Source organism: Sulfuricella sp. T08, assembly GCF_000971475.1.
Lineage (GTDB): Bacteria > Pseudomonadota > Gammaproteobacteria > Burkholderiales > Sulfuricellaceae > Sulfuricella.
Map to the genome: position 1 here is coordinate 239296 of NZ_DF967522.1, position 21011 is coordinate 260306.

Genomic DNA, 21011 nt, shown 5'->3' on the forward strand with positions numbered 1-21011 from the left:
TTATCCTGCGTTCATCAACCGCCCAACGGACAGTCGCAGGGATCGGCTGGCTGCTGACCGCCCGTTGCCAATTCGTCCGAGAAAGACAGCCCGCTCCACCGCATCGTTCTGCAACAGCCGGGAAAGCCGGGCGCCCAGGTTTGCCGCTGTTTCCATGGCACCGGGCAGGCGACTGAACACCCTGTCTTCACGCACATAGCGGCCAAAAATCAGTGGGGTCATCTCTGGCTGCAGCAGCAGGCCCAGACTTGTAGCCGTCAGCCAGAAGCGCTGAACCGCCCGGCCGGCGGCCACGTAATCGTCTATCGTCTCTGGCGCTTTGTGCGCCAGCAAGGCGAAATGGGCGGCACAGAACAGGCCGGGCAACAGATCCATTTCAATCCGCGGCATCAGGTGCCCGGCCAAATAAGTGTTAAAAAAATCGACACGCTGCCAACTCGCCATGACCCAGCGCATCAATTTAAGAGTCATCTTGTCCAGCCCCAGCGCCTGATCGGGCACCTTGTCCTCGCTGTATCGGGCTTGCCACTCGATGATGTCACGGTGTACCGTATAGGCCTCCGGCAGGGTGAGTCTGAGCTTGGCATTGTCATACATCAATTTGGCCAACTGCCAGCGTTGTGACCCCCCCTCGAACCAATGCACGGCGTAAAATTTTCCGACAGTGGTTTGCAGGGCCTGTTTTTGTGCTTCGGTGAGAGGAGCAGTGAGCATGGGCCGACGCTGCACGGAACGGTTCTTGATGTAGGCCAGCAAGGGATCCGGCGACAATTGGCTAGCCGGGATCAGTTCCACGAAATAGTCAGGGTGAGTGTCCGGTGAGTCGGGACGGCGCCTGAATTCCGCCCGCAGGCCATGCGCACTGGCGGCGATGGCGAGGGTTTCCAGCAGCGCGCCCAAGGCAATCTGGCTGGGGTGGCCATCCAGGTCATAGACGCAATGATCGCGGGTATCAAAAGCGTGGACGATCAGATGGCGCTCGTCAATTATCTCAAAACGCCAGGGCTGGGTATTGTCGCCGGAGGGCGCCCAGCGGGCGAATTCGAGAATATCTGCGATGGGCTGGGGAATCGGGTCCATTTATAGTCCGAGCTTGCGCTTGGCGAGGGCAATGACGAGACGCTGCAAGGGGTTGCGGTTACCGCCGGGTCGCCAGGTCAGCGCCAGCTTGTTGCGGTAGGCATCGAAATGATAACCCTTGGGTGCCGCCCGAATCGGGCCTCGACCCAGAAGAATTTTCAGGGCTTCGGTCGCCGCCACGCCCGCGCAAAGCTGGCAGGCCATGATGGTGGACGGGCCCTTGCGATTGGCCAGATCAACGGTGGAGGGGTCGGCCAGGTAGCCCATTTGCAGGCGGGCAGGCGCAAGTCCCATGAGGAAACGCAGGGGCTTTTCCGCCTCAGGGCCGTCGTCCAGACGAAAATAATCATTAAAGCTCATGCCGCCCGGCAAAAAATTGAGCACCGCCGTACCCATGCCCAGAGGGGCGGCAGTGACGGCGGGGATATTTTTTGTTGCGCAAGCGGCAAAGACCTGCTGGCGAGCTTGAAAAGCGAAGAAATCCAGGCCATCGACGTAGATGTCCACGTCATCCAGAAAGGCATCCAGGTTGTCGGCTGTCACACCGCCGGCAAATTCCTTGATTTCAAGCTCAGGGTTGATATCGCGCGCCTGGCGGATCATGACCTCCATCTTGCCCAGACCCAGGGTGCTGACCGTCGCTCCGGCCTGGCGGTTGAAATTAGCCAGATCGAAGGTATCAAATTCGGCCAGATGAAATTTGCCTATGCCCAGCCGACAAAGCGTCAGCAGGTGTACCCCTCCCACGCCGCCCAAGCCGGCAATCGCCACCCGTTTGTGGCGCAACTGTTGCTGCTCCTGCCGGGTAAGCCAGCCGATGTTGCGGGAAAAAGCTTCGTCATAGGTAAAGGATTGCATGCGATCAAACCAGAGAACCCCACAGGGGGTCATTCTCCCTTAAGCAGACGCTGCGTGATACCCAATTCATCATCATGCGAGAAAAAATAGGGGTAGATCGACCTCACGCCCGTGGCGGCGACTCCTATCCCGCCGTAGCGGATTATCTGTTCATCCGCGTGGGCTGCATCCAGTCTCATCAGGACGGCTGGCGCATTGACCCTGGGGCATGTCTTTTCTTCACCAAATGGTTCAAATCCCATCATGCGTTCATAGAAAAGCACGTGGCGCGGATTCACTTCAATCAGAAAATCCGTTGCGTGGTGAATATTGTGTCCATAAATGAATGCCATATGAAACAAGGAGGCCAATACACTTTTTGACTTGATGTCATGATCCACGGCTAGCCGGGTGATGTCGCAAAGTTTTCTTCCTGCTGCGCGCAGTTGATCTGCCTCCTGCTTGTAAAGCTGGTCCACCACCATGCCTTGGGGGGAGTCCATGCCCAAGGACATTGTGCCCACCACTTTATCTTCCTGGTAGACCGCCAGGGTTATCTTGTTGGGATCATGGCTTAAGGCATCGGCCTCATAGCCACGCCAGTCATACATTTTCTGGATGAGCAGGCTGGCTGATTTACGGCGGTCTTCGCTGTTGGCAAGGCGAACCTTGAAAACCTGCTGTTCGGCCTTGTCATCCTGCAGATTCGCAACGTCCTGAGGTGCCGGCAAGGCAAGATCTCTGAACCAGTTGGGCGCCAAGTTGGGCGAGAAAGCGACAATGGTTTTATCCCATTCGTCCGGCTTCCTATGGCGCTTCCTGTTGCCAAAAAGAAATTTGCGAATATCCGGCATGTTCCATGCATCTGCCTTCCTACGGCCATGCATGATGCCAGAAAAAAAATTGTGAATATCAAGCATGCTCTGGGCCGAATAAGTTGTATGCAGTTTGAGTAGTCTCATCATCCGTTTGTTGCTGATAACCGTGATTACGGCAACAATGCAGGATAACTCGATGCTTTAACAGTAATCTACGCTTTAAGTAATCTACGCTTTATTGGGTAGGCAATCAATCGTGCATCCGTCATTCCCCGCCGACTCTCATCTAACCCTCTTCCCAATGGAGAGGGTTGGAGAGAGGTGTGCGGGAATCCAGGGGGTTTCAACTGACCATTTCACGGCCATCTCTGTTCAGGTCCAATAGCCTGTGGGCAATACCCTCCTCCTCTCGGTGGGAAAAAAAATAAGGATATAAGGACTTTTCAGATCCAGGGTGACTGTTTGACCCACCGAATTTCTGGATTTGGTGTTCCGCATAACCAAGATCAAGCCATAGCAATACCGCTGGAGCGTTGACGCGCGGGTTGTTCTTAATTTTCCCGTGCTGTTTGAAGCCCAGCAGTCTTTCATAAAAACGTCGGTGCCTCGGATTGACCTCGATGAACAGGTCAGTGCAATGCCGAATATTCCAAGCGTAGAGGAAAGCGACATGAAAGACTGAAGCGAGAACCTGTTTTGAGCGGACACTTGGGTCGAAAGCGAGCTTGGTGAATTCGCAAATTCTGCTGCCCTTGCTCCGGAAAATATTGATTTCCTCCTCATAGGTTTCGTCAGCCAGAATTCCCAGGGGGGAATCGAAAGAGATGGAAATTGTTCCGATCGTCGAGTGGTTTTCCGTAGCTATCAATGTTATCAGGTTGGAACTTGCTGGCGTTTGGTATGATGTAGTGTAACCCCTCCACGAATACATCCGGTTGATGAGCATGTTCGCGGAGTTACGGAATTCATCCCTGTCGGCAAGTCGGATCCTGAAAGACTTGATATCTACCGCAGTATCCTGGGTCCCGGAGCATACCTCCTCCGGGAAAGGAGGGTCCGGTTCTATGGGGACATAACGGACCACGGCAATAGCATCGCCGGTTTCCGTTTTGCCCCTGTCATGGGGAGTTTTGGCCATCCTGCCCACCTCTTGCAAAGAGATTCCTGCCGCTACCTGAACCATGCTCGGCGCAACGGGGCTATCCCCTTACAACACTTATTGATCCAACGCTTAAACCGAATATTTGACCGGCTTCGACCAGTAGAATTTTGCATCCAACATATTAACTATAAGCTTGATTCAGTCCTGTTCTGCAATCTGCTTAGTTTAGTTATAGCGTATAACTAAATTTCGACATAACTCCAGCGATTCAGTTCCATACCCTCCGCCCAAAGAGAAACCGCCCCAAACTGATAAGGCCCAGCATCTCAACGAAGTCGATGCAAGCAAAGCACAGGAAGGGGCTCCGTGATATAGGCTCATGGTTGCCATCCGGCTCGAGACGGGGTAACATTTCCGCCCTTTCGCGCTGATTTTACTATAGGCATCGCAGCGTTATGAAATCAATACTTTAAAAATTAGCTGTACATGATTTGATGAGGAACAACGTGAGCCATCTTTCGTTGCCGGTACAACAGGGCTTGTATGATCCCCGCCAGGAGCACGACGCGTGCGGCGTGGGATTTGTCGCGCACATCAAGGGCAAACAGAGCCATGACATGGTACGTCAGGGCTTGCAGATTCTAGAAAATCTCACCCATCGCGGCGCGGTTGGTGCTGATCCCTTGGCGGGCGATGGCGCAGGCATTCTGATCCAGGTTCCTGACGCATTTTTGCGGCTCTCCTGTTCCGCTCAGGGCGTGAACTTGCCAGAGGCCGGAGAGTACGGGGTCGGCATGATCTTTCTGCCGCGCGATATTGTGGCGCGAGCCGCCTGCGAACACGCGATTGCCGAAAAAATCGCGGCGGAAGGTCAAATCTTGCTGGGCTGGCGCGATGTGCCGGTGGACAACGCCAGCCTGGGCGAAAGCGTCAAGGCGGTAGAGCCGGTCGTACGCCAGGTATTCATCGGTCGAGGGGCGCAGAGCCTGGATGCCGACAGTTTCGAACGCAAATTATTTGTAATCCGCAAGACCGCGGAACATGCCGTGCGCAGCCTGCCCGACAATCAGGGGGGAGGCTTCTATATCCCGTCCCTGTCCGCGCGCACCATCGTTTACAAAGGCATGCTGCTGGCCAACCAGGTCGGCAAATATTACCTCGACCTGCAAAACGAGAACGTAATCAGCGCGCTGGCGCTGGTCCACCAGCGCTTCTCCACCAACACATTCCCCACCTGGGATCTGGCCCACCCTTTCCGCATGATTGCCCACAACGGCGAGATCAATACCATGCGGGGCAACGTGAACTGGATGGCGGCAAGGCATGCGGCGATGTCCTCGAAGCTGCTGGGTGCTGACCTGGAAAAGCTGTGGCCCCTGATCGTGGACGGCCAGTCCGACTCGGCCTGCTTCGACAATGCCCTCGAGCTACTGGTGGCGGGTGGCTACTCGCTTCCTCACGCGATGATGCTGCTGATACCTGAAGCTTGGGCGGGAAACCCCCTGATGGACGAAGAACGCCGCGCTTTTTACGAATACCACGCAGCCCTGATGGAGCCATGGGACGGCCCCGCCGCTGTGGCCTTCACCGATGGACGCCAGATCGGCGCGACTCTGGATCGCAATGGCCTGCGTCCGGCGCGCTACCTGATTACCGACGATGATGTGGTGCTGATGGCGTCCGAAATGGGCGTACTCGACATTCCGCAACACAAGATCGTGAAAAAATGGCGCTTGCAGCCGGGCAAGATGTTCCTGATCGACCTGCGGGCAGGCCGTATTGTGGACGACGCCGAACTGAAACAGCATCTCGCCACCGCCAAGCCTTACCGCGAGTGGATCGAGAAATCGCGTTATTTTCTTGGTGATCTGCCCGGCGTAGACGGCAAGACTGCGCTCCAGGAAACACTGCTCGACACCCAGCAAGCCTTCGGCTATACGCAGGAAGATCTCAAGTTTATCCTCGCGCCCATGGCTGCGGCAGGCGAGGAAGCGACCGGCTCCATGGGCAACGATTCCGCGTTGCCGGTGCTCTCCGACAAGAACAGATCGCTGTACGATTATTTTCAACAACTGTTTGCCCAGGTGACGAATCCGCCGATCGATCCGATCCGCGAAGAGATCGTGATGTCGCTGACCTCGTTCATCGGGCCGAAACCCAACCTGCTCGGCATCGACGAGACCGATCCGCCGCTGCGCCTGGAAGTCCACCAACCGGTGCTGTCCAATGAGGACCTGGCGAAGCTGCGCGACATCGACCAGCTGACGCAGGGACGCTATAAAACCCGGATACTGGATATCACCTATCCAGTCACGCAGGGCTCGGCAGGCTGCGAAGCAGCGATCTCAGCCTTGTGCGTGGCTGCCGACGCGGCCGTGGCAGGGGGTTATAACGTATTGATCCTGTCCGACCGGGCAATATCGCGTAACCGTGCAGCCATCCCGGCATTACTGGCTTGCGCGGGGGTGCACCATCACCTGGTGCGCAAAGGCCTGCGCACCAGCACCGGTCTGGTGGTAGACACGGGTTCCGCCCGAGAAACACATCACTTCGCCCTGCTCGCCGGCTATGGCGCCGAGGCGGTATGTCCCTGGCTGGCCTTTGAAACCGTTGATGCCCTGGCCGGCTCCCTGCCCACCGGGCTGACCGGCAAAGAGGCCAATAAGCGCTACATCAAGGCAATAAACAAGGGGTTGTTAAAAGTCATGTCCAAGATGGGCATCTCGACTTACCAGTCCTATTGCGGCGCCCAGATTTTCGAAGCGGTCGGCCTTAACGCCGGCTTCGTAGCGCAATATTTCACCGGCACAGCAACCCAGATCGAAGGCATAGGCCTGCACGAAATCGCTGAAGAAACCGTGCGCACCCATCAGTCTGCATTCAGCGACGATCCGGTCCTGTCCAACGCGCTGGAAGCGGGCGGCGAATACGCCTACCGGGTGCGCGGCGAAGCCCACATGTGGACACCGGATGTCATCGCCAAACTGCAACACGCCACGCGCTCCAACAATTTTCAGACTTACAAGGGATATGCCAAGCTGATCAACGACCAGAGCGAGCAATTGAAGACCTTGCGCGGGCTGTTCGAAATCAGGCCGGCGGGTGCCCCGGTACCGCTGGATGAAGTGGAACCGGCGAAAGAGATCGTCAAGCGTTTCGTCACCGGCGCGATGTCGCTTGGCTCCATTTCTACCGAGGCGCATACCACGCTGGCCATCGCAATGAACCGCATCGGCGGCAAATCCAATACCGGCGAAGGTGGCGAAGACGCCGCTCGGTTCAAGGCAGTGAAGGGCGGCGAAAAGCTCTCCGAGATTATCGGCAAGGGTCGTATTGAACGCGACCTGGTGATGAAAGAAGGCGATTCGCTACGCTCCCGGATCAAGCAGGTGGCATCCGGCCGCTTCGGCGTGACGGCGGAATACCTGTCCAGCGCCGACCAGATCCAGATCAAGATGGCGCAGGGAGCCAAGCCTGGCGAGGGCGGTCAGCTGCCCGGCCACAAGGTCTCCGAATATATCGCCCAGTTGCGCTTCTCGGTACCCGGTGTGGGCCTTATTTCCCCACCGCCGCACCACGATATTTACTCGATCGAAGATCTCGCGCAGCTGATCCATGACCTGAAAAATGCCAATCCCAGCGCGTCCATCTCGGTCAAGCTGGTCTCCGAAGTAGGCGTGGGCACGGTGGCAGCCGGCGTATCCAAAGCCAAGGCAGACCACATCGTGGTAGCCGGCTACGATGGCGGCACCGGCGCATCGCCGCTGTCTTCCATCAAGCATGCCGGCACGCCGTGGGAACTCGGCCTGGCGGAAACCCAGCAGACCCTGGTGCTGAACCAGCTGCGCGGGCGCGTTGCCTTGCAGGTGGACGGGCAGCTCAAGACCGGGCGCGATGTGCTGATCGGCGCCTTGCTGGGCGCGGACGAATTCGGCTTTGCCACCGCGCCGCTGGTGGTAGAAGGCTGCATCATGATGCGCAAGTGCCACCTGAATACCTGCCCGGTGGGCGTGGCGACACAAGACCCCGCGCTGCGCAGGAAATTCACCGGCCAGCCCGAGCACGTGGTGAATTACTTCTTCTTTGTCGCCGAAGAAGCGCGCGAGATCATGGCGCAGATGGGCATCCGCAAGTTCGATGACCTGGTCGGGCGCAGCGATCTGCTCGACATGAAGCAGGGTATTGCGCACTGGAAAGCTGGGGGACTGGACTTCTCCAAGGTATTCCATCAGCCGGCCATGCCGTCCAGCGTGGCGCGCCTCCACACCGAGGCGCAGGATCACGGCCTGGACAAGGCACTGGACCATCAACTCATCGCACAGGCCAAGGCCGCCCTGGAGACCCGGCAACCGGTGGTGATAAACAGCGCTATCGGCAACGTCAACCGCACCGCCGGTGCCATGCTGTCGCACGAAGTAGCGAAACGCTACGGTCATGCCGGACTGCCGGACAACACCATCACGGTGAAGCTGACTGGCACGGCAGGGCAGAGCTTCGGCGCCTTCCTCGCCCATGGCGTCACCTTCGAGCTATCCGGCGAAGGCAATGACTATGTCGGCAAAGGTTTGTCCGGCGGGCGCATCGTGGTGATGCCGCCCAAGGAATGCAAGATCGTGGCTGAAGAAAACATCATCGTCGGCAACACCGTGCTGTACGGGGCGACCAGCGGCGAATGCTACTTCCGCGGCGTAGCGGGTGAGCGCTTCGCGGTGCGTAATTCTGGGGCTGTCGCGGTGGTGGAAGGTCTAGGCGACCACGGCTGCGAATACATGACTGGGGGCATGGTGATCGTACTGGGTCAGACCGGACGCAATTTTGCGGCAGGCATGTCCGGTGGCGTAGCCTACGTGCTCGACGAGGACGGCAGCTTCGAACGTCGCTGCAATTTGTCCATGGTACAGTTGGAGCCGATACCCGAAGAAGTGGCCGCCAGCGAAACCGGTGCCGTGGAAGGGCATGGAAGGGTACATTTTAATCCTCTCGGCAAAGCCGACGAAGCCGCGCTACGCGGGAAAATCGAGAAGCATCTGCGCTACACCGGCAGCACGCGCGCGAAGAATATTCTGGATAACTGGGCGCGCTATCTGCCGAAGTTCGTCAAGGTCATGCCTACCGAGTATCGCCGCGCCTTGCAGGAAATCGCAACGCAACAGGCCAAGTTGAAGGAGGTTGCATAAATGGGCAAGCCTACCGGATTCATGGAATTGCGCCGCCAGAACGAGGCGAGCCTTCCCGTCGCGGAACGCCTGAAAAACTACCGCGAATTCGTGCAGCACCTGACCGACGAACAAGCCGCCATACAGGGAGCGCGCTGCATGGACTGCGGCATCCCTTTCTGTACCAGCGGCTGCCCCATCAACAACATCATTCCGGACTGGAATGACTTGGTGTACCGAGGCAGCTTGGCTGATTGGAAAAGGGCACTCGACGTGCTGCATTCCACCAACAACTTTCCCGAGTTCACTGGTCGCGTTTGCCCTGCACCCTGCGAGGCTGCGTGTACGCTGAACATCAACGATGATGCGGTGGGCATCAAGTCCATCGAGCACGCGATTATCGACAAAGGATGGGAGCAAGGCTGGGTCGTACCGCTGCCGGCACAGAAGAAGACCGGCAAGACGGTCGCGATAGTCGGCTCCGGCCCCGCCGGTCTGGCCTGCGCGCAGCAACTGGCGCGTGCCGGACATGGCGTGGTGGTGTTCGAAAAGAATGACCGCATCGGTGGACTGTTGCGCTATGGCATTCCCGATTTCAAATTCGAGAAGTCGCACATCGACCGCCGCATCGAACAAATGCGCGCAGAGGGAGTGGAATTTCGCGTCAATCAACAAGTCGGCGAGGACGTGCCGGCTCAAAAACTGAAGGATGAGTTCGATGCCGTGATTTTGACCGGCGGTGCGGAACAAGCCCGTGATTTACCGGCACCAGGACGGGAACTATCGGGCGTGCATTTCGCCATGGAGTTCCTGCCGCAGCAGAACAAGGTGGTTGCCGGCGATGTGCTGCCTCAACAGATATTGGCCTCCGGCAAACATGTCGTGGTGATCGGCGGCGGAGATACTGGCTCCGACTGCGTGGGCACCTCGATCCGCCAGGGAGCGGCCTCGGTAACCCAGATCGAGGTGATGCCGCGCCCTGCCGAACAGGAAGACAAGGCGCTGACCTGGCCCAACTGGCCACTCAAGCTGCGCACTTCCAGTTCACAGGAAGAAGGCTGCACGCGCGACTGGTCGGTCACGACCAAGGCATTCCTCGGCGCCAGTGGCAAGGTCGAAAAACTGAACTGCGTGCGCGTGGAATGGAATGCCGGCAAGATGCTCGAAATACCCGGCAGCGAATTCGAGATACAGGCCGATCTGGTACTGCTGGCAATGGGATTCGTCAGCCCGGTGCAAAAGGTTCTGGAAGCGTTCGGAGTGGAGAAGGATGGCCGCGGCAACGCCAAGGCCGCGACGGATGGTGCGGGCTGCTACAAAACTTCGGTGGACAAGGTGTTCGCTGCCGGCGATATGCGCCGCGGCCAATCGCTGATAGTGTGGGCCATACGCGAAGGCCGCCAGGCCGCACGTGCCGTCGATGAATACCTGATGGGCTTTTCCGATTTACCCCGGTAATTTTACCCCCCTCGCCCGCTTGCGGGCGAGGGGTTGGGGAAGAGGGTTATAAAATGAGCAACAAACTAAAAAACGATACCTTCCTGCGCGCCCTGTTGCGCCAGCCAACCGAATACACCCCGGTGTGGATGATGCGGCAGGCCGGACGCTATCTACCGGAATACAATCAGACGCGTGGCAGAGCCGGTGATTTCCTGTCTTTATGCAAGAACCCCAATCTCGCCACCGAAGTCACTATGCAGCCGCTGGCACGCTTCCCGCTCGACGCCGCCATCCTGTTTTCAGACATACTCACCATTCCCGACGCCATGGGTCTGGGTCTTTATTTCAGTACCGGCGAAGGACCCAAATTCGAGCGTCCGCTGCGCGACGAATGGGAAATTCGCGACTTGGCCGTACCTGACCCAAACGTGCATCTGCGCTATGTGATGGATGCCGTAAGCCAGATCCGCAAGACGCTCAACAATGAAGTGCCCCTGATCGGCTTTGCTGGCAGCCCGTTCACGCTGGCCTGCTACATGGTCGAGGGCGGCAGCAGCTCGGATTTTGCTTTGGTCAAGACCATGCTCTACCAGCGCCCGGAACTGCTGCATCACATCCTCGACATCAACGCTCGCGCCGTGACCAGCTATCTCAATGCGCAGATCGAAGCCGGCGCACAGGCAGTAATGATTTTCGACTCCTGGGGCGGGGCGCTGTCCCACGCTGCTTACCATGAATTTTCTCTGCCCTACATGGAGCAGATCGTCAGCGGACTGATCCGTGAACATAATGGCGCCACCATACCCAATATCATCTTCACCAAGGGCGGCGGACTGTGGCTGGAAAGCATCGCCGCTACCGGCTGCAACGCAGTCGGGCTGGACTGGGCTATCGACATCGGCCAGGCGCGTGCTCGTGTCGGCGACAAGGTCGGGCTGCAAGGCAACCTTGATCCGGCAGTATTGTTCAGCAATCCCGATGCCATCCGCACCGAAGTGGGCAAAGTCCTGCACAGCTATGGCAAGGGCAGCGGCCACGTATTCAACCTGGGGCATGGCATTTCGCAGTTCACCAATCCGGAAAATGCCGCCGCCATGGTCGAGGCGGTGCACGAACTGAGCAAGCCGTACCACGCGTAAGCACCCAAATAATGCTGTATTGGGCATGAAGATTCTTCGTGTCGCACTGGACGTCCCACTCGACACCCTGTTTGACTATTCCGCAGCGGACCAGGACAACATCGCAATCGGCGACCGGGTTCTGGTTTCATTCGGTCGGCGTCAGATGGTCGGCGTGGTCGCCGAAATTTCCGACCATTCCGACCTGTCACCGGGGCGCATCAAACCGGTGCTTCAGGTCTTTCGCGACACGCCGCCCCTGTCCGAAGAAATATTCCACCTGCTGCGCTTCTGCGCCGACTACTATCACCACCCTTTGGGCGAAGTCGTTCTCAACGCACTGCCCGTCCCCCTGCGCCAGACCAAGCCGGTTGCGCGCACCAACCCCACCGGCTACCGGCTGACCGAGGCGGGACTCGCGCTCGAAGCCGATGCCTTGCCCACCCGCGCGATCGTCAAGCGCAAGCTGCTGCAAAGTCTGAAGCAGGCCGGCACGCTTGCACGCAACGACATTGCCGGCCTTTCCCCGAGCGCCTTGCAGGCCCTCAGGGAATTTATCGCGCAAGGGTGGGCCGCGGAAAGCGATGAAATAGCCGAGCCTGTGCTCGCACCGGTCAAGACAGACGGGCTACCGCCGCTGACACCACCGCAGGAGCAGGCGGTCACCGCCATTCTGTCCGGCCAGGATCATTTTCAGGTCTGGTTGCTGTATGGCATCACCGGCAGCGGCAAAACGGAAGTCTATTTGCGGGTCATCGCACAGGTTTTGCAACGTGGCGGGCAGGCCTTGGTGCTGGTGCCGGAAATCAACCTCACGCCACAGTTGGAATCGCGCTTTCGCGCCCGCTTCCCGGATACCTGCCAGGTCAGCCTGCACAGCCGCCTCTCCGCCGGGGAACGACTGCGAAATTGGTCGCTGGCGCAATCCGGGAAAGCCAAAATCGTGCTCGGCACCCGCCTGGCCCTGTTCACGCCGATGCCGAAACTGAAACTGATCGTGGTGGACGAAGAACACGACGGCTCATTCAAGCAGCAGGACGGGCTGAGGTATTCCGCGCGCGACATGGCCATCGCACGCGGCAAACAGGCCGGCACGCCGGTGATTCTCGGCTCGGCCACGCCCGCGCTGGAAACCTGGTACAACGCCAGCATCGGCCGCTACCAAAAACTGGAACTGCCGGCACGAGCCATCGCGGAAGCTGCGCTGCCGGCCATCCACTGCATCGACATCAGTCGCGCCAAGCTGGTCGATGGCCTGTCTGACTCCTTGATCGATGCGCTGCGCGTGCGCCTGGAACGCGGTGAGCAAAGCCTGGTTTTCATCAACCGCCGCGGCTATGCCCCGGTGATGCGCTGCGGCCAGTGCGGATGGGTCTCCACCTGCCACCGCTGTTCCAGCCGGCTGGTTGTTCACCTGCGCGAGAAACGCCTGCGCTGCCATCATTGCGGCCACGAATCGCGCATCCCCCCCACCTGCCCGGATTGCGGCAATGCCGACCTGGCACCTCTCGGCCAAGGCACGCAACGACTGGAGGATACCTTGGGCAACCTGTTTCCCGCCGCCCGCATCCTGCGCGTCGACCGCGACAGCACCCGGCGCAAGCAGGCTTTGCCCGAAATGCTGGAGCGCATCCACGCGGCGGAGGTGGATATCGTGATCGGCACCCAGCTACTGGCAAAAGGCCACGACTTCAAGAAGCTCACCCTGGTCGGCGTGGTGAATGCGGATGGCGCGCTTTACAGCTCCGATTTCCGCGCCTCGGAACGGCTCTTCGCGCAACTGATGCAGGTCGCGGGGCGCGCCGGGCGCGACACCCTCCCCGGCGAAGTGCTGATCCAGACCCAGTTTCCCACCCACCCCCTGTTCCAGGCGCTGATCCGGCACGACTACCCGGGATTTGCCGAAACCCTGTTGACCGAGCGCAAGCAGGCGGAATTCCCGCCCTTTTGCCACCAGGCCCTGCTGCGTGCCGAAGCACCGCAAGTAGAAACTGCCTTGGCATTCCTGCGCAAAGCGCAGGGTGTTGCTCCCCGAGATTTCGACGTCAGCCTGTTCGATCCGGTTCCGGCCCAGATGGCCCGCCTGGCTGGTATGGAGCGCGCGCACTTGCTGGTCCAGGCCACATCCCGTGGCGCTTTGCAGGCTTTTCTCAGCGCCTGGAATAAATCCCTGTTCAGCATGGGCGGGAATGTCCGCTGGTCTCTGGATGTCGACCCTCTGGAGTTTTAGTGCAGCATGAGCGAATAGCCGCTAAAATGTCGGTTTTACGCTAAAGTTACCGCTTTGAAACATCACCTTTCCGAACTATTTGCCCAAGCCCTGAAAGAAGTCGCGCCGGAACACGCCGGCACCGCTTTTGAAATCACTCGCCCCAAGCAGGTGCAACACGGCGATTTCGCCTGCAATCTGGCGATGCAGCTGGCGCGCCCACTGCGCGGCAATCCTCGGGAAATCGCGACTAAGCTGCTCAACGCTTTGCCTGCCTCTCCTTTTGTAGAAAAAACTGAAATTGCCGGCGCCGGCTTCATCAACCTGTTCTTGACCCCGGATGCCAAGCAGCAGGTCATCAAGCAAGTCCTTGCGCAGGGGTCGAATTTCGGCTGCAGCACCCTGGGACAAGGACTCAAAATCCAGGTCGAATTCGTTTCCGCCAACCCCACTGGCCCGTTGCACGTCGGCCACGGACGTGGCGCGGCATTTGGCATGAGCCTTGCGAATGTGCTTGGCGCTGCCGGTTATAAAGTTGCCCGTGAGTACTACGTCAACGATGCCGGCCGGCAAATGGATATCCTGGCTCTTTCCACCTGGCTGCGCTATCTGGAACTGAACGGCGTACACGTCGCATTCCCGGCCAACGCCTATCAGGGCGGCTACGTGCGCGACATGGCAGGCCTGATCCAGGAAGCCCACGGTGATCGTTACCTGCACCAGCCGGGCTCTATTCTGGAGAGCGTCCCCGCCCATGAGGAGGATGCCGAGGGCCATCTCGATGCCCTGATCGCCAATGCCAAGAAGCTTCTGGGCGAGGGTTACGCTTATATCCACAACATTGCCCTGACCGAGCAGCTAGAAGATTGCCGCAACGACCTGACCGAGTTCGGCGTTACTTTCGACTCCTGGTTTTCGGAAAAATCGCTATTCGACACCGGGTTGGTGGATCGCGCCGTCGCCGACCTGGAAAAGCATGGCCATATTTACCTGCAGGACGGCGCAAAGTGGTTCCGCTCCACCCACTTCGGTGACGAGAAAGATCGCGTGGTACAGCGCGAGAATGGCCTTTACACCTATTTCGCCTCTGATATCGCCTATCACCTGAACAAATATGAACGCGGCTTCGACCGCGTCGTTAATGTCTGGGGTGCGGACCACCATGGCTACATTGCCCGCGTCAAAGGTGCGCTGACCGCACTGGAACTGGATGCCGAGCGACTGGTTATCGCCCTGGTTCAGTTCGCCGTGCTCTGGCGCGGCGCTGAAAAATTGCCGATGTCCACGCGTAGCGGCAACTTCGTCACCTTGCGCGAGTTGCGTGAAGAGGTTGGCAACGATGCCGCGCGGTTTTTTTACGTGCTGCGCAAAAGCGACCAGCACCTCGACTTCGATCTGGAACTGGCCAAATCGCAGAGCAACGAAAATCCAGTGTATTACATCCAGTATGCGCATGCCCGAGTCTGCAGCGTACTGGGGCAATGGGGGGGCGACGCAGCAGAGCTGGCCGATGCGGAAACCGGAGCCTTGGGCGGCAAGCACGAGCTTGCCCTGATGAACCTGTTGAACGACTATTCAGGTATTGTGGAAAGCGCGGCCAGGGAACTTTCCCCCCACCTGATCGCCTATTACCTCAAGGATCTGGCCGGCGAGTTTCACAGTTACTATAATGCGGAGCAGTTTTTAGTTCCAGACAACACTCTGCGACTAGCCCGCCTGGCACTGATTATCGCCGTCCGGCAAGTATTGCGTAATGGGTTAACCCTGCTTGGCGTTGGCAGCCCGGAAAAAATGTAGGTTTGGTAAATTATGAGCCGTGATTACAAAAAACCCGACCGCACTTCCTCCAGAAAAGGGGGTAGCTCATTATTTACGGGCGTACTGATCGGGCTGACCGTCGGTCTCGCCGTAGCGATCGGTGTTGCCCTTTACATTAACTTCAGCCCCAAGCCCTTCGCCAGCCGAGACAAACAGCCTGAGGCATCCACATCCACCAAGGCAGCGACAAAAAACGACACCGCCTCGCAAGATGCTGCGCCACCCGATGTGGCAGGCAAAAATGGCAAGTCTTCCGACAAACCCCGGTTTGATTTCTATACTATTTTGCCTGGCAGCGAGGCGCCGGTGTCAGAACAGGAAATCAAACAAGCCACCAAGCAGGAAGGCGTCGCCAAAGATAGCTATTTTCTTCAGGTCGGCTCTTTTCAAGCGGCAGCCGAAGCTGACAACATGAAAGCGCGTCTCGCCCTCCTCGGCTTGGAAGCGGTCATCCAAACGGCTGACATTCCCGACAAGGGAGTCTGGCACCGGGTACGCATCGGGCCTTTTGCCAACATCGAGGACATGAGCCGCTCTCGCACCTTGCTCACGCAGAACGACATTGCCTCCAGCCTGGTCAAGGTCAAAGGACCGTCGACAAATTAACTCACTGAAATTAATTATTCCGGAGTAGACAACATGAATTTTATCCCTTTCTTCCGTCCCTTTTCCCTGCGCATTTTCCTAGCTGTTGCTTTGGCCCTGGTCGGGCTCAATGCAACAGCAGATCTCCGTCCCGGCAAGGAATATGAACTGGTTTCCCCACCCCAGGCCGTGGAAACAGGGAAGAAAATTGAGGTTCTGGAAATCTTTTCCTACGCCTGCTCACATTGTTTCGACCTCGATCCGGATATCAGCAAATGGTCGAAACAGCTCCCCAAGGATGTCGAGTTCCGCCGCTTGCCGGCAATTTTCCGTGCCGACTGGACACCTCTAGCCAAGGTGTTTTATACCTTCGAAGCCATGGGCCTGACCGAAAAGCTGCATGGCGAATTTTTCAATGCCATTCACGTCAGTCACATTCGCTTCAATGACGACAACGCAATCTTTGACTGGGTTGAAAAACAGGGCATCCCCCGAAAAAGCTTTATCGATAACTATTCTTCCTTCTCAACCCAGAGCAAGGCGTTGCGTGCCAAGCAGCTTACTCAAGCCTATGGGATTAGTGGTGTTCCCACGGTTATCGTGGATGGTAAATATCGCACATCCGTATCGAACACCGGCAGCCATGCCGGCTTGATGTCGGCACTCGACCAGTTGATCAAGCAGGCGCGGCAGGAGCGCGCCGGCAAATAGGGGAATGTCTAACCTGCCTGCCATGAGCATCTCCGTCATTCTGATCGACGACCACCCGCTGTTTCGCAAAGGGTTGTCGCACCTGCTCGAGGCCCGTGAAGCAGGAATCACTGTTGCCGGGCAGTTTGCCGAAATAGGCGGCGTCCTCGACTGGTTGCGGAACGGCGGGCGTGCGGAAGTTGCCTTGCTGGATCGTAACTTGCGTGACGAAGACGGCCTGACTCTTGTTCCCGAACTGAAGCGATTCGGCATCAAGGTAATCATGCTGACCGTTGCGGATGAAGCCCACGAAATCCGGGAGGCCATAGAGTGTGGTGTTGACGGCTACGTATCCAAAACCAGCGAACCGGCTCAGATTCTTCAGGCGATATCTACTGTCGCACGAGGTTCTGGGTTACCTCATTCTCCCGTCATGGATGAAACCATGCAGGGTAAGCTGACATCGGATGCGAGCAGCAAGCTTTCAACCCGCGAACTGGAAATCGTCGGCCTGGTTGCGCACGGCAAGAGCAACAAGGCCATAGGCGACGAACTGGGCCTTTCGGACAACACCGTACGCAACCACTTGGGTAGCATCCTGGAAAAGCTCGGACTCGACAACCGCGTGCAGGTCGCCACCTTTGCCCTGAAACATGGCATCAGCAGAAAGTCTGGCGCAGCGTAGACTGCCCCAGCCCCGGGCTGTTGTTATAATGGTTTCCTGCCTGTCTCACGAGAAAGCCTTATGTTGAATATTCCGCCATCCCACCAGGTTCCTGTGCTTGCTGCGTTGACCGAGCTGGACGAAGTGGCGTATCTGTTGGCTGATTCCCAGCTCAACGTCGTTTTTCTGAGTGGCCGAATCAGCGAATTTGGCATCTCCCCTCACTGCATAGGCTTACAGCTAACCTCCGTTTACCCGGATCTGGCCGAAAAAAGGGAAGAACTACTGGCCGCTCTATCCAGCGCGCGGCAGCTCGTTATTCCTTTGAATGGCGAACACGATAGCACCGCCTTTGAGGCGCAAGCAGCCTGTCGTCAAATCGATGGGAAAATCTGCGTGCTGGTCCTGTTTCGCCGCCCTGCCTTCACGCCACTTGAATCCACGCCCGACCAGGCATTCTTCAACCCACAAACCGGCCTGTATACCCGTCTTTCCATGTCGCGCCGCATCGAGGAAGAGATTTCCCGGATGAAGCGCTACCAGCAAAAATTCAGCTTGCTCCTGCTTAAATTTCCGAATGCCGGTCGGGAGCAACTCCATCAGATTGCGGACATGCTGCGAGTTCACCTACGCGTGATGGATGTCGTAGGAAACTACAAGGATGGTCAATTCCTGGCGATTCTGCCGGAAACCGCATTGGAAAACGCCAGACTGACTGCAGACCGCCTGCAAAGAGCCTTGCGTGAAGAAAACCTGGATGTGGGGGGGGAAATCCAGCTACTTTACAATGTCGCCGAAGCGATCGATGAAGAAAACGTCAATGCCTTGCTAGACCGGCTTGACGACGTTTACCCGGAAATTCCAGAATAGGCCGCATCTCGCTACTGAATAAAACCTTTTTCAAGCAATTCTGCTGTCAACGCAAAATAGTCTTTTGCCCCCTGGCTGTGGGGGGCGAAACCAAACACGCTCTTGCCATGCTCCGGGCTTTCCGCCAAGCTGACGTTTTCCGCGATGCGGGTTTCGCACAAGACGTCGCCGTAGCGCTCCCTCAACTGTTCATAAACGTGACGGGAAAACTTTCTGCGAGAATCGAAACGGGTCACCACCACCTTGCGTTCGATTTTGCGCTTCAGACCTCTCTCCAGAACGTTTAATGCGGCATCCAGCCGCTCTACCCCCTGCATGGAAAGATAATCGGCTGACACCGGGATCAGCACCCGGTCTGCAGCAAAAATCGCATTCAAAGACAACACGCCTAGCATCGGGCAGCAGTCGATCAAAATCGGACTGTCCTCCCATGCCAGGCTTTCCTGCAGGCCCTCGCGCAGGCGCGATGCAATGCTGGTGCTTTTTCCGTATAGCGCATCGATTTTCGACAACTCCAGATGGCCTGGAATCAGCCGCATTCCGTCAGCGACCTCACGCACCAGGCTAGCCAACGGAGTCTCATCGCGGTAAAACGCCGCGACAGTCTCATCCCGGTTTTCTGCGCGGACTCCGCATGAAAGTGTCAGATGCGCCTGAGGGTCGAGATCAATCACGATCGGCCGCTTTTCCAAGTGCGCCAAGGCGGCCGCCAGATTCAGGGTGGTAGTGGTTTTACCCACTCCGCCTTTCTGGTTGAAGACCGCTATCACCGCCATATTTTTGCCCTCACTATTCCACTGTGACGGATTTTGCCAGATTTCTTGGCTTGTCCACGTCGGTTCCTTTTTGCAAGGCGGCATGATAGGCCAGCAACTGTAGCGGCACCGTGTGCAAAATCGGGCTCAGCAGTCCGGCATGCTCCGGCAGTTTGATCAGGTGGACGCCTTCCTGTGCTTGCATCTGGCTATCCTGATCAGCAAGCACGTACAGCTCGCCGCCGCGAGCGCGGACCTCCTGCAGGTTGGATTTCAGTTTTTCCAGCAAGGCATCGTTGGGTGCGATCGCGACAACCGGCATGTCGCTGTCGACAAGTGCCAGCGGGCCATGCTTCAGTTCGCCTGCAGGATAGGCTTCAGCATGGATGTAGGAGATTTCCTTCAGCTTTAGCGCGCCTTCCATGGCGATCGGATAATGCAATCCACGCCCAAGAAACAGGGCATGCTGCTTGAATGCCATGCGCTCCGCCCAAAGCTCGATCTGCGGCTCGAGCAGCAGCACTTGGTTGACCATCGCAGGCAAGTGGCGCAGCGCATCGAGGTGCGCTGTTTCCTGCGCGGCGCTGATGCGGCCGCGCAGCTTGCCCAACACCAGTGCCAGCAAAAGCAATGCGGTCAGTTGGGTGGTGAAAGCTTTGGTAGAGGCAACACCAATTTCAGGGCCAGCACGAGTCAGAAAGCGTAGACCTGATTCGCGTACCAGAGCGCTTTCAGGGGCATTACAAATAGACAGGCTATGTACATGGCCGAGGGATTTGGCATGCTTTAGCGCTGCCAGGGTGTCCGCCGTTTCGCCCGACTGGGAAATGGTCACGATTAGCGCATTGGGATTGGGCACACTGTCACGGTAGCGGTATTCGCTCGCCACTTCAGCGTTGCATGGAATTCCCGCAACACTCTCAATCCAGTAGCGTGCCACCATTGCGGCGTGATAACTGGTACCGCAAGCAATGATGGTTACACTGTCGATTACGCTGAGCACTTTGCTCGCGTGATCACCAAATATTGTCGGGTTGAGGTCACCATGGCTCAGCGCCTCTTCCAGGGTTTCGGCCAAAGCGCGAGGCTGCTCGAAAATTTCTTTTTGCATGTAGTGCCGGTAACCGCCCAGCTCCGCCCGGTCCGCGCTGAGTTCGCTGATTTGTACCGGCCTGGATACTGGCTCGCCATTGCGGTCAACAATCCTGAAGTCGAGCAGGCCGATATCCGCCACGTCACCCTCTTCCAGGTAAACCACTTTTTGCGTAACCGGGAGTAATGCCGAAACATCGGAAGCGATGAAGTGCTCCTCGATGCCGACACCGATCAACAGCGGACTGCCCTCGCGCGCGCACACCAGTCGATTTGGCTCAGCGGCACAGATCACACCTATCGCGTACGTACCCTTGAGTTCGGTGACAGCCTTGCGGGTAGCCTGGAACAGGTCTTTTTCCTGATGGAAATGAAAATGAATCAAATGGACGATGACTTCGGTGTCGGTATCGGAAGTGAATTGGTAACCGATTTCGCTTAACCGCTGGCGCAACGCTTCGTGGTTTTCGATAATGCCATTGTGCACCACGGCAAGTGATTCCTCACTGACATGGGGGTGGGCATTGCGTTCGCTGGGTATGCCATGAGTCGCCCAGCGAGTATGGGCAATGCCCAGGCTGCCATGTGTTTTCTGGGTTTTGATTTCCGCTTCCAGCTCAGCTACGCGGCCGGGCTTCCTCACCCGAGTGAGCCCGCCATCGATCACCACGGCCAGACCCGCCGAATCGTAGCCGCGATATTCCAGCCGCCTCAAGCCTTCCAGCAGGATAGGCACAACATTGCGCTGTGCGACCGCTCCGATGATTCCACACATAT

Annotated in this window: 15 protein-coding genes; 9 read left to right on the plus strand and 6 right to left on the minus strand. The window is 57.6% G+C overall.

Features of this window, described 5'->3' with window-relative positions; translation table 11 throughout:
* From SCT_RS01470 to SCT_RS01485, 4 genes are all read right to left on the minus strand, one after another.
* Entirely contained in the window at positions 1-1080 is a 1080-nt protein-coding gene (locus SCT_RS01470; protein ID WP_059418106.1) for a nitroreductase family protein, read from the minus strand.
* Entirely contained in the window at positions 1081-1938 is an 858-nt protein-coding gene (locus tag SCT_RS01475; protein WP_059418110.1) for a ThiF family adenylyltransferase, read from the minus strand.
* 29 nt (positions 1939-1967) lie between these two features.
* Entirely contained in the window at positions 1968-2882 is a 915-nt protein-coding gene (locus SCT_RS01480; RefSeq protein WP_059418111.1) for a hypothetical protein, read from the minus strand.
* Between the two features lie 196 nt (positions 2883-3078).
* Entirely contained in the window at positions 3079-3873 is a 795-nt protein-coding gene (locus tag SCT_RS01485; RefSeq protein ID WP_202812094.1) for a hypothetical protein, read from the minus strand.
* 458 nt (positions 3874-4331) lie between these two features.
* Here SCT_RS01485 and SCT_RS01490 point away from each other — a divergent pair, with 458 nt between their 5' ends.
* The 9 genes from SCT_RS01490 to SCT_RS01530 are packed head-to-tail and all read left to right on the plus strand — an operon-like array spanning position 4332 to position 18387.
* Positions 4332-9014: a glutamate synthase-related protein gene (locus SCT_RS01490; RefSeq protein ID WP_189799633.1), complete on the plus strand. Its 4683-nt coding sequence runs from the start codon at positions 4332-4334 to the stop codon at positions 9012-9014.
* Complete coding sequence (locus tag SCT_RS01495) at positions 9015-10451, plus strand: glutamate synthase subunit beta (protein WP_059418112.1); 1437 nt, start codon at positions 9015-9017, stop codon at positions 10449-10451. It abuts the gene before it with no gap.
* A 53-nt stretch (positions 10452-10504) separates the two neighbouring features.
* Entirely contained in the window at positions 10505-11572 is a 1068-nt protein-coding gene (gene hemE, locus SCT_RS01500) for a uroporphyrinogen decarboxylase (protein WP_059418115.1), read from the plus strand.
* 25 nt (positions 11573-11597) lie between these two features.
* Complete coding sequence (locus SCT_RS01505) at positions 11598-13781, plus strand: primosomal protein N' (RefSeq protein ID WP_059418117.1); 2184 nt, start codon at positions 11598-11600, stop codon at positions 13779-13781.
* Between the two features lie 54 nt (positions 13782-13835).
* On the plus strand, positions 13836-15557 hold the full coding sequence (gene argS, locus SCT_RS01510) for an arginine--tRNA ligase (protein ID WP_059418119.1): 1722 nt from the start codon (positions 13836-13838) through the stop codon (positions 15555-15557).
* A gap of 12 nt (positions 15558-15569) precedes the next feature.
* A complete protein-coding gene (locus SCT_RS01515) occupies positions 15570-16184 on the plus strand; it encodes an SPOR domain-containing protein (RefSeq protein WP_059418122.1) in 615 nt (204 codons plus the stop codon).
* 33 nt (positions 16185-16217) lie between these two features.
* The gene (locus SCT_RS01520) at positions 16218-16874 is read left to right on the plus strand and encodes a thiol:disulfide interchange protein DsbA/DsbL (protein ID WP_059418124.1); all 657 of its coding nucleotides are present in this window, start codon (positions 16218-16220) and stop codon (positions 16872-16874) included.
* Between the two features lie 4 nt (positions 16875-16878).
* The gene (locus SCT_RS01525; protein WP_059418125.1) at positions 16879-17538 is read left to right on the plus strand and encodes a response regulator transcription factor; all 660 of its coding nucleotides are present in this window, start codon (positions 16879-16881) and stop codon (positions 17536-17538) included.
* A 60-nt stretch (positions 17539-17598) separates the two neighbouring features.
* Entirely contained in the window at positions 17599-18387 is a 789-nt protein-coding gene (locus tag SCT_RS01530) for a diguanylate cyclase (RefSeq protein ID WP_059418128.1), read from the plus strand.
* Between the two features lie 11 nt (positions 18388-18398).
* On the opposite strand, the gene SCT_RS01535 is transcribed toward SCT_RS01530, so the two are convergent.
* Both SCT_RS01535 and glmS read right to left on the minus strand, forming a co-directional pair.
* On the minus strand, positions 18399-19163 hold the full coding sequence (locus SCT_RS01535) for a ParA family protein (protein ID WP_059418129.1): 765 nt from the start codon (positions 19161-19163) through the stop codon (positions 18399-18401).
* 13 nt (positions 19164-19176) lie between these two features.
* Complete coding sequence (gene glmS / locus SCT_RS01540) at positions 19177-21009, minus strand: glutamine--fructose-6-phosphate transaminase (isomerizing) (protein WP_059418134.1); 1833 nt, start codon at positions 21007-21009, stop codon at positions 19177-19179.
* Positions 21010-21011 lie beyond the last annotated feature (2 nt).

Coding starts and splice junctions, on each gene's coding strand:
- SCT_RS01485 (WP_202812094.1), bottom strand. CDS start 3,873: ATGGCCAAAACTCCCCATGACAGGGGCAAAACGGAAACCGGCGATGCT.
- SCT_RS01535 (WP_059418129.1), bottom strand. CDS start 19,163: ATGGCGGTGATAGCGGTCTTCAACCAGAAAGGCGGAGTGGGTAAAACC.
- glmS (WP_059418134.1), bottom strand. CDS start 21,009: ATGTGTGGAATCATCGGAGCGGTCGCACAGCGCAATGTTGTGCCTATC.
- SCT_RS01470 (WP_059418106.1), bottom strand. CDS start 1,080: ATGGACCCGATTCCCCAGCCCATCGCAGATATTCTCGAATTCGCCCGC.
- SCT_RS01515 (WP_059418122.1), top strand. CDS start 15,570: ATGAGCCGTGATTACAAAAAACCCGACCGCACTTCCTCCAGAAAAGGG.
- hemE (WP_059418115.1), top strand. CDS start 10,505: ATGAGCAACAAACTAAAAAACGATACCTTCCTGCGCGCCCTGTTGCGC.
- SCT_RS01505 (WP_059418117.1), top strand. CDS start 11,598: ATGAAGATTCTTCGTGTCGCACTGGACGTCCCACTCGACACCCTGTTT.
- SCT_RS01530 (WP_059418128.1), top strand. CDS start 17,599: ATGTTGAATATTCCGCCATCCCACCAGGTTCCTGTGCTTGCTGCGTTG.
- SCT_RS01520 (WP_059418124.1), top strand. CDS start 16,218: ATGAATTTTATCCCTTTCTTCCGTCCCTTTTCCCTGCGCATTTTCCTA.
- SCT_RS01525 (WP_059418125.1), top strand. CDS start 16,879: ATGTCTAACCTGCCTGCCATGAGCATCTCCGTCATTCTGATCGACGAC.
- SCT_RS01490 (WP_189799633.1), top strand. CDS start 4,332: ATGAGGAACAACGTGAGCCATCTTTCGTTGCCGGTACAACAGGGCTTG.
- SCT_RS01480 (WP_059418111.1), bottom strand. CDS start 2,882: ATGATGAGACTACTCAAACTGCATACAACTTATTCGGCCCAGAGCATG.
- SCT_RS01495 (WP_059418112.1), top strand. CDS start 9,015: ATGGGCAAGCCTACCGGATTCATGGAATTGCGCCGCCAGAACGAGGCG.
- SCT_RS01475 (WP_059418110.1), bottom strand. CDS start 1,938: ATGCAATCCTTTACCTATGACGAAGCTTTTTCCCGCAACATCGGCTGG.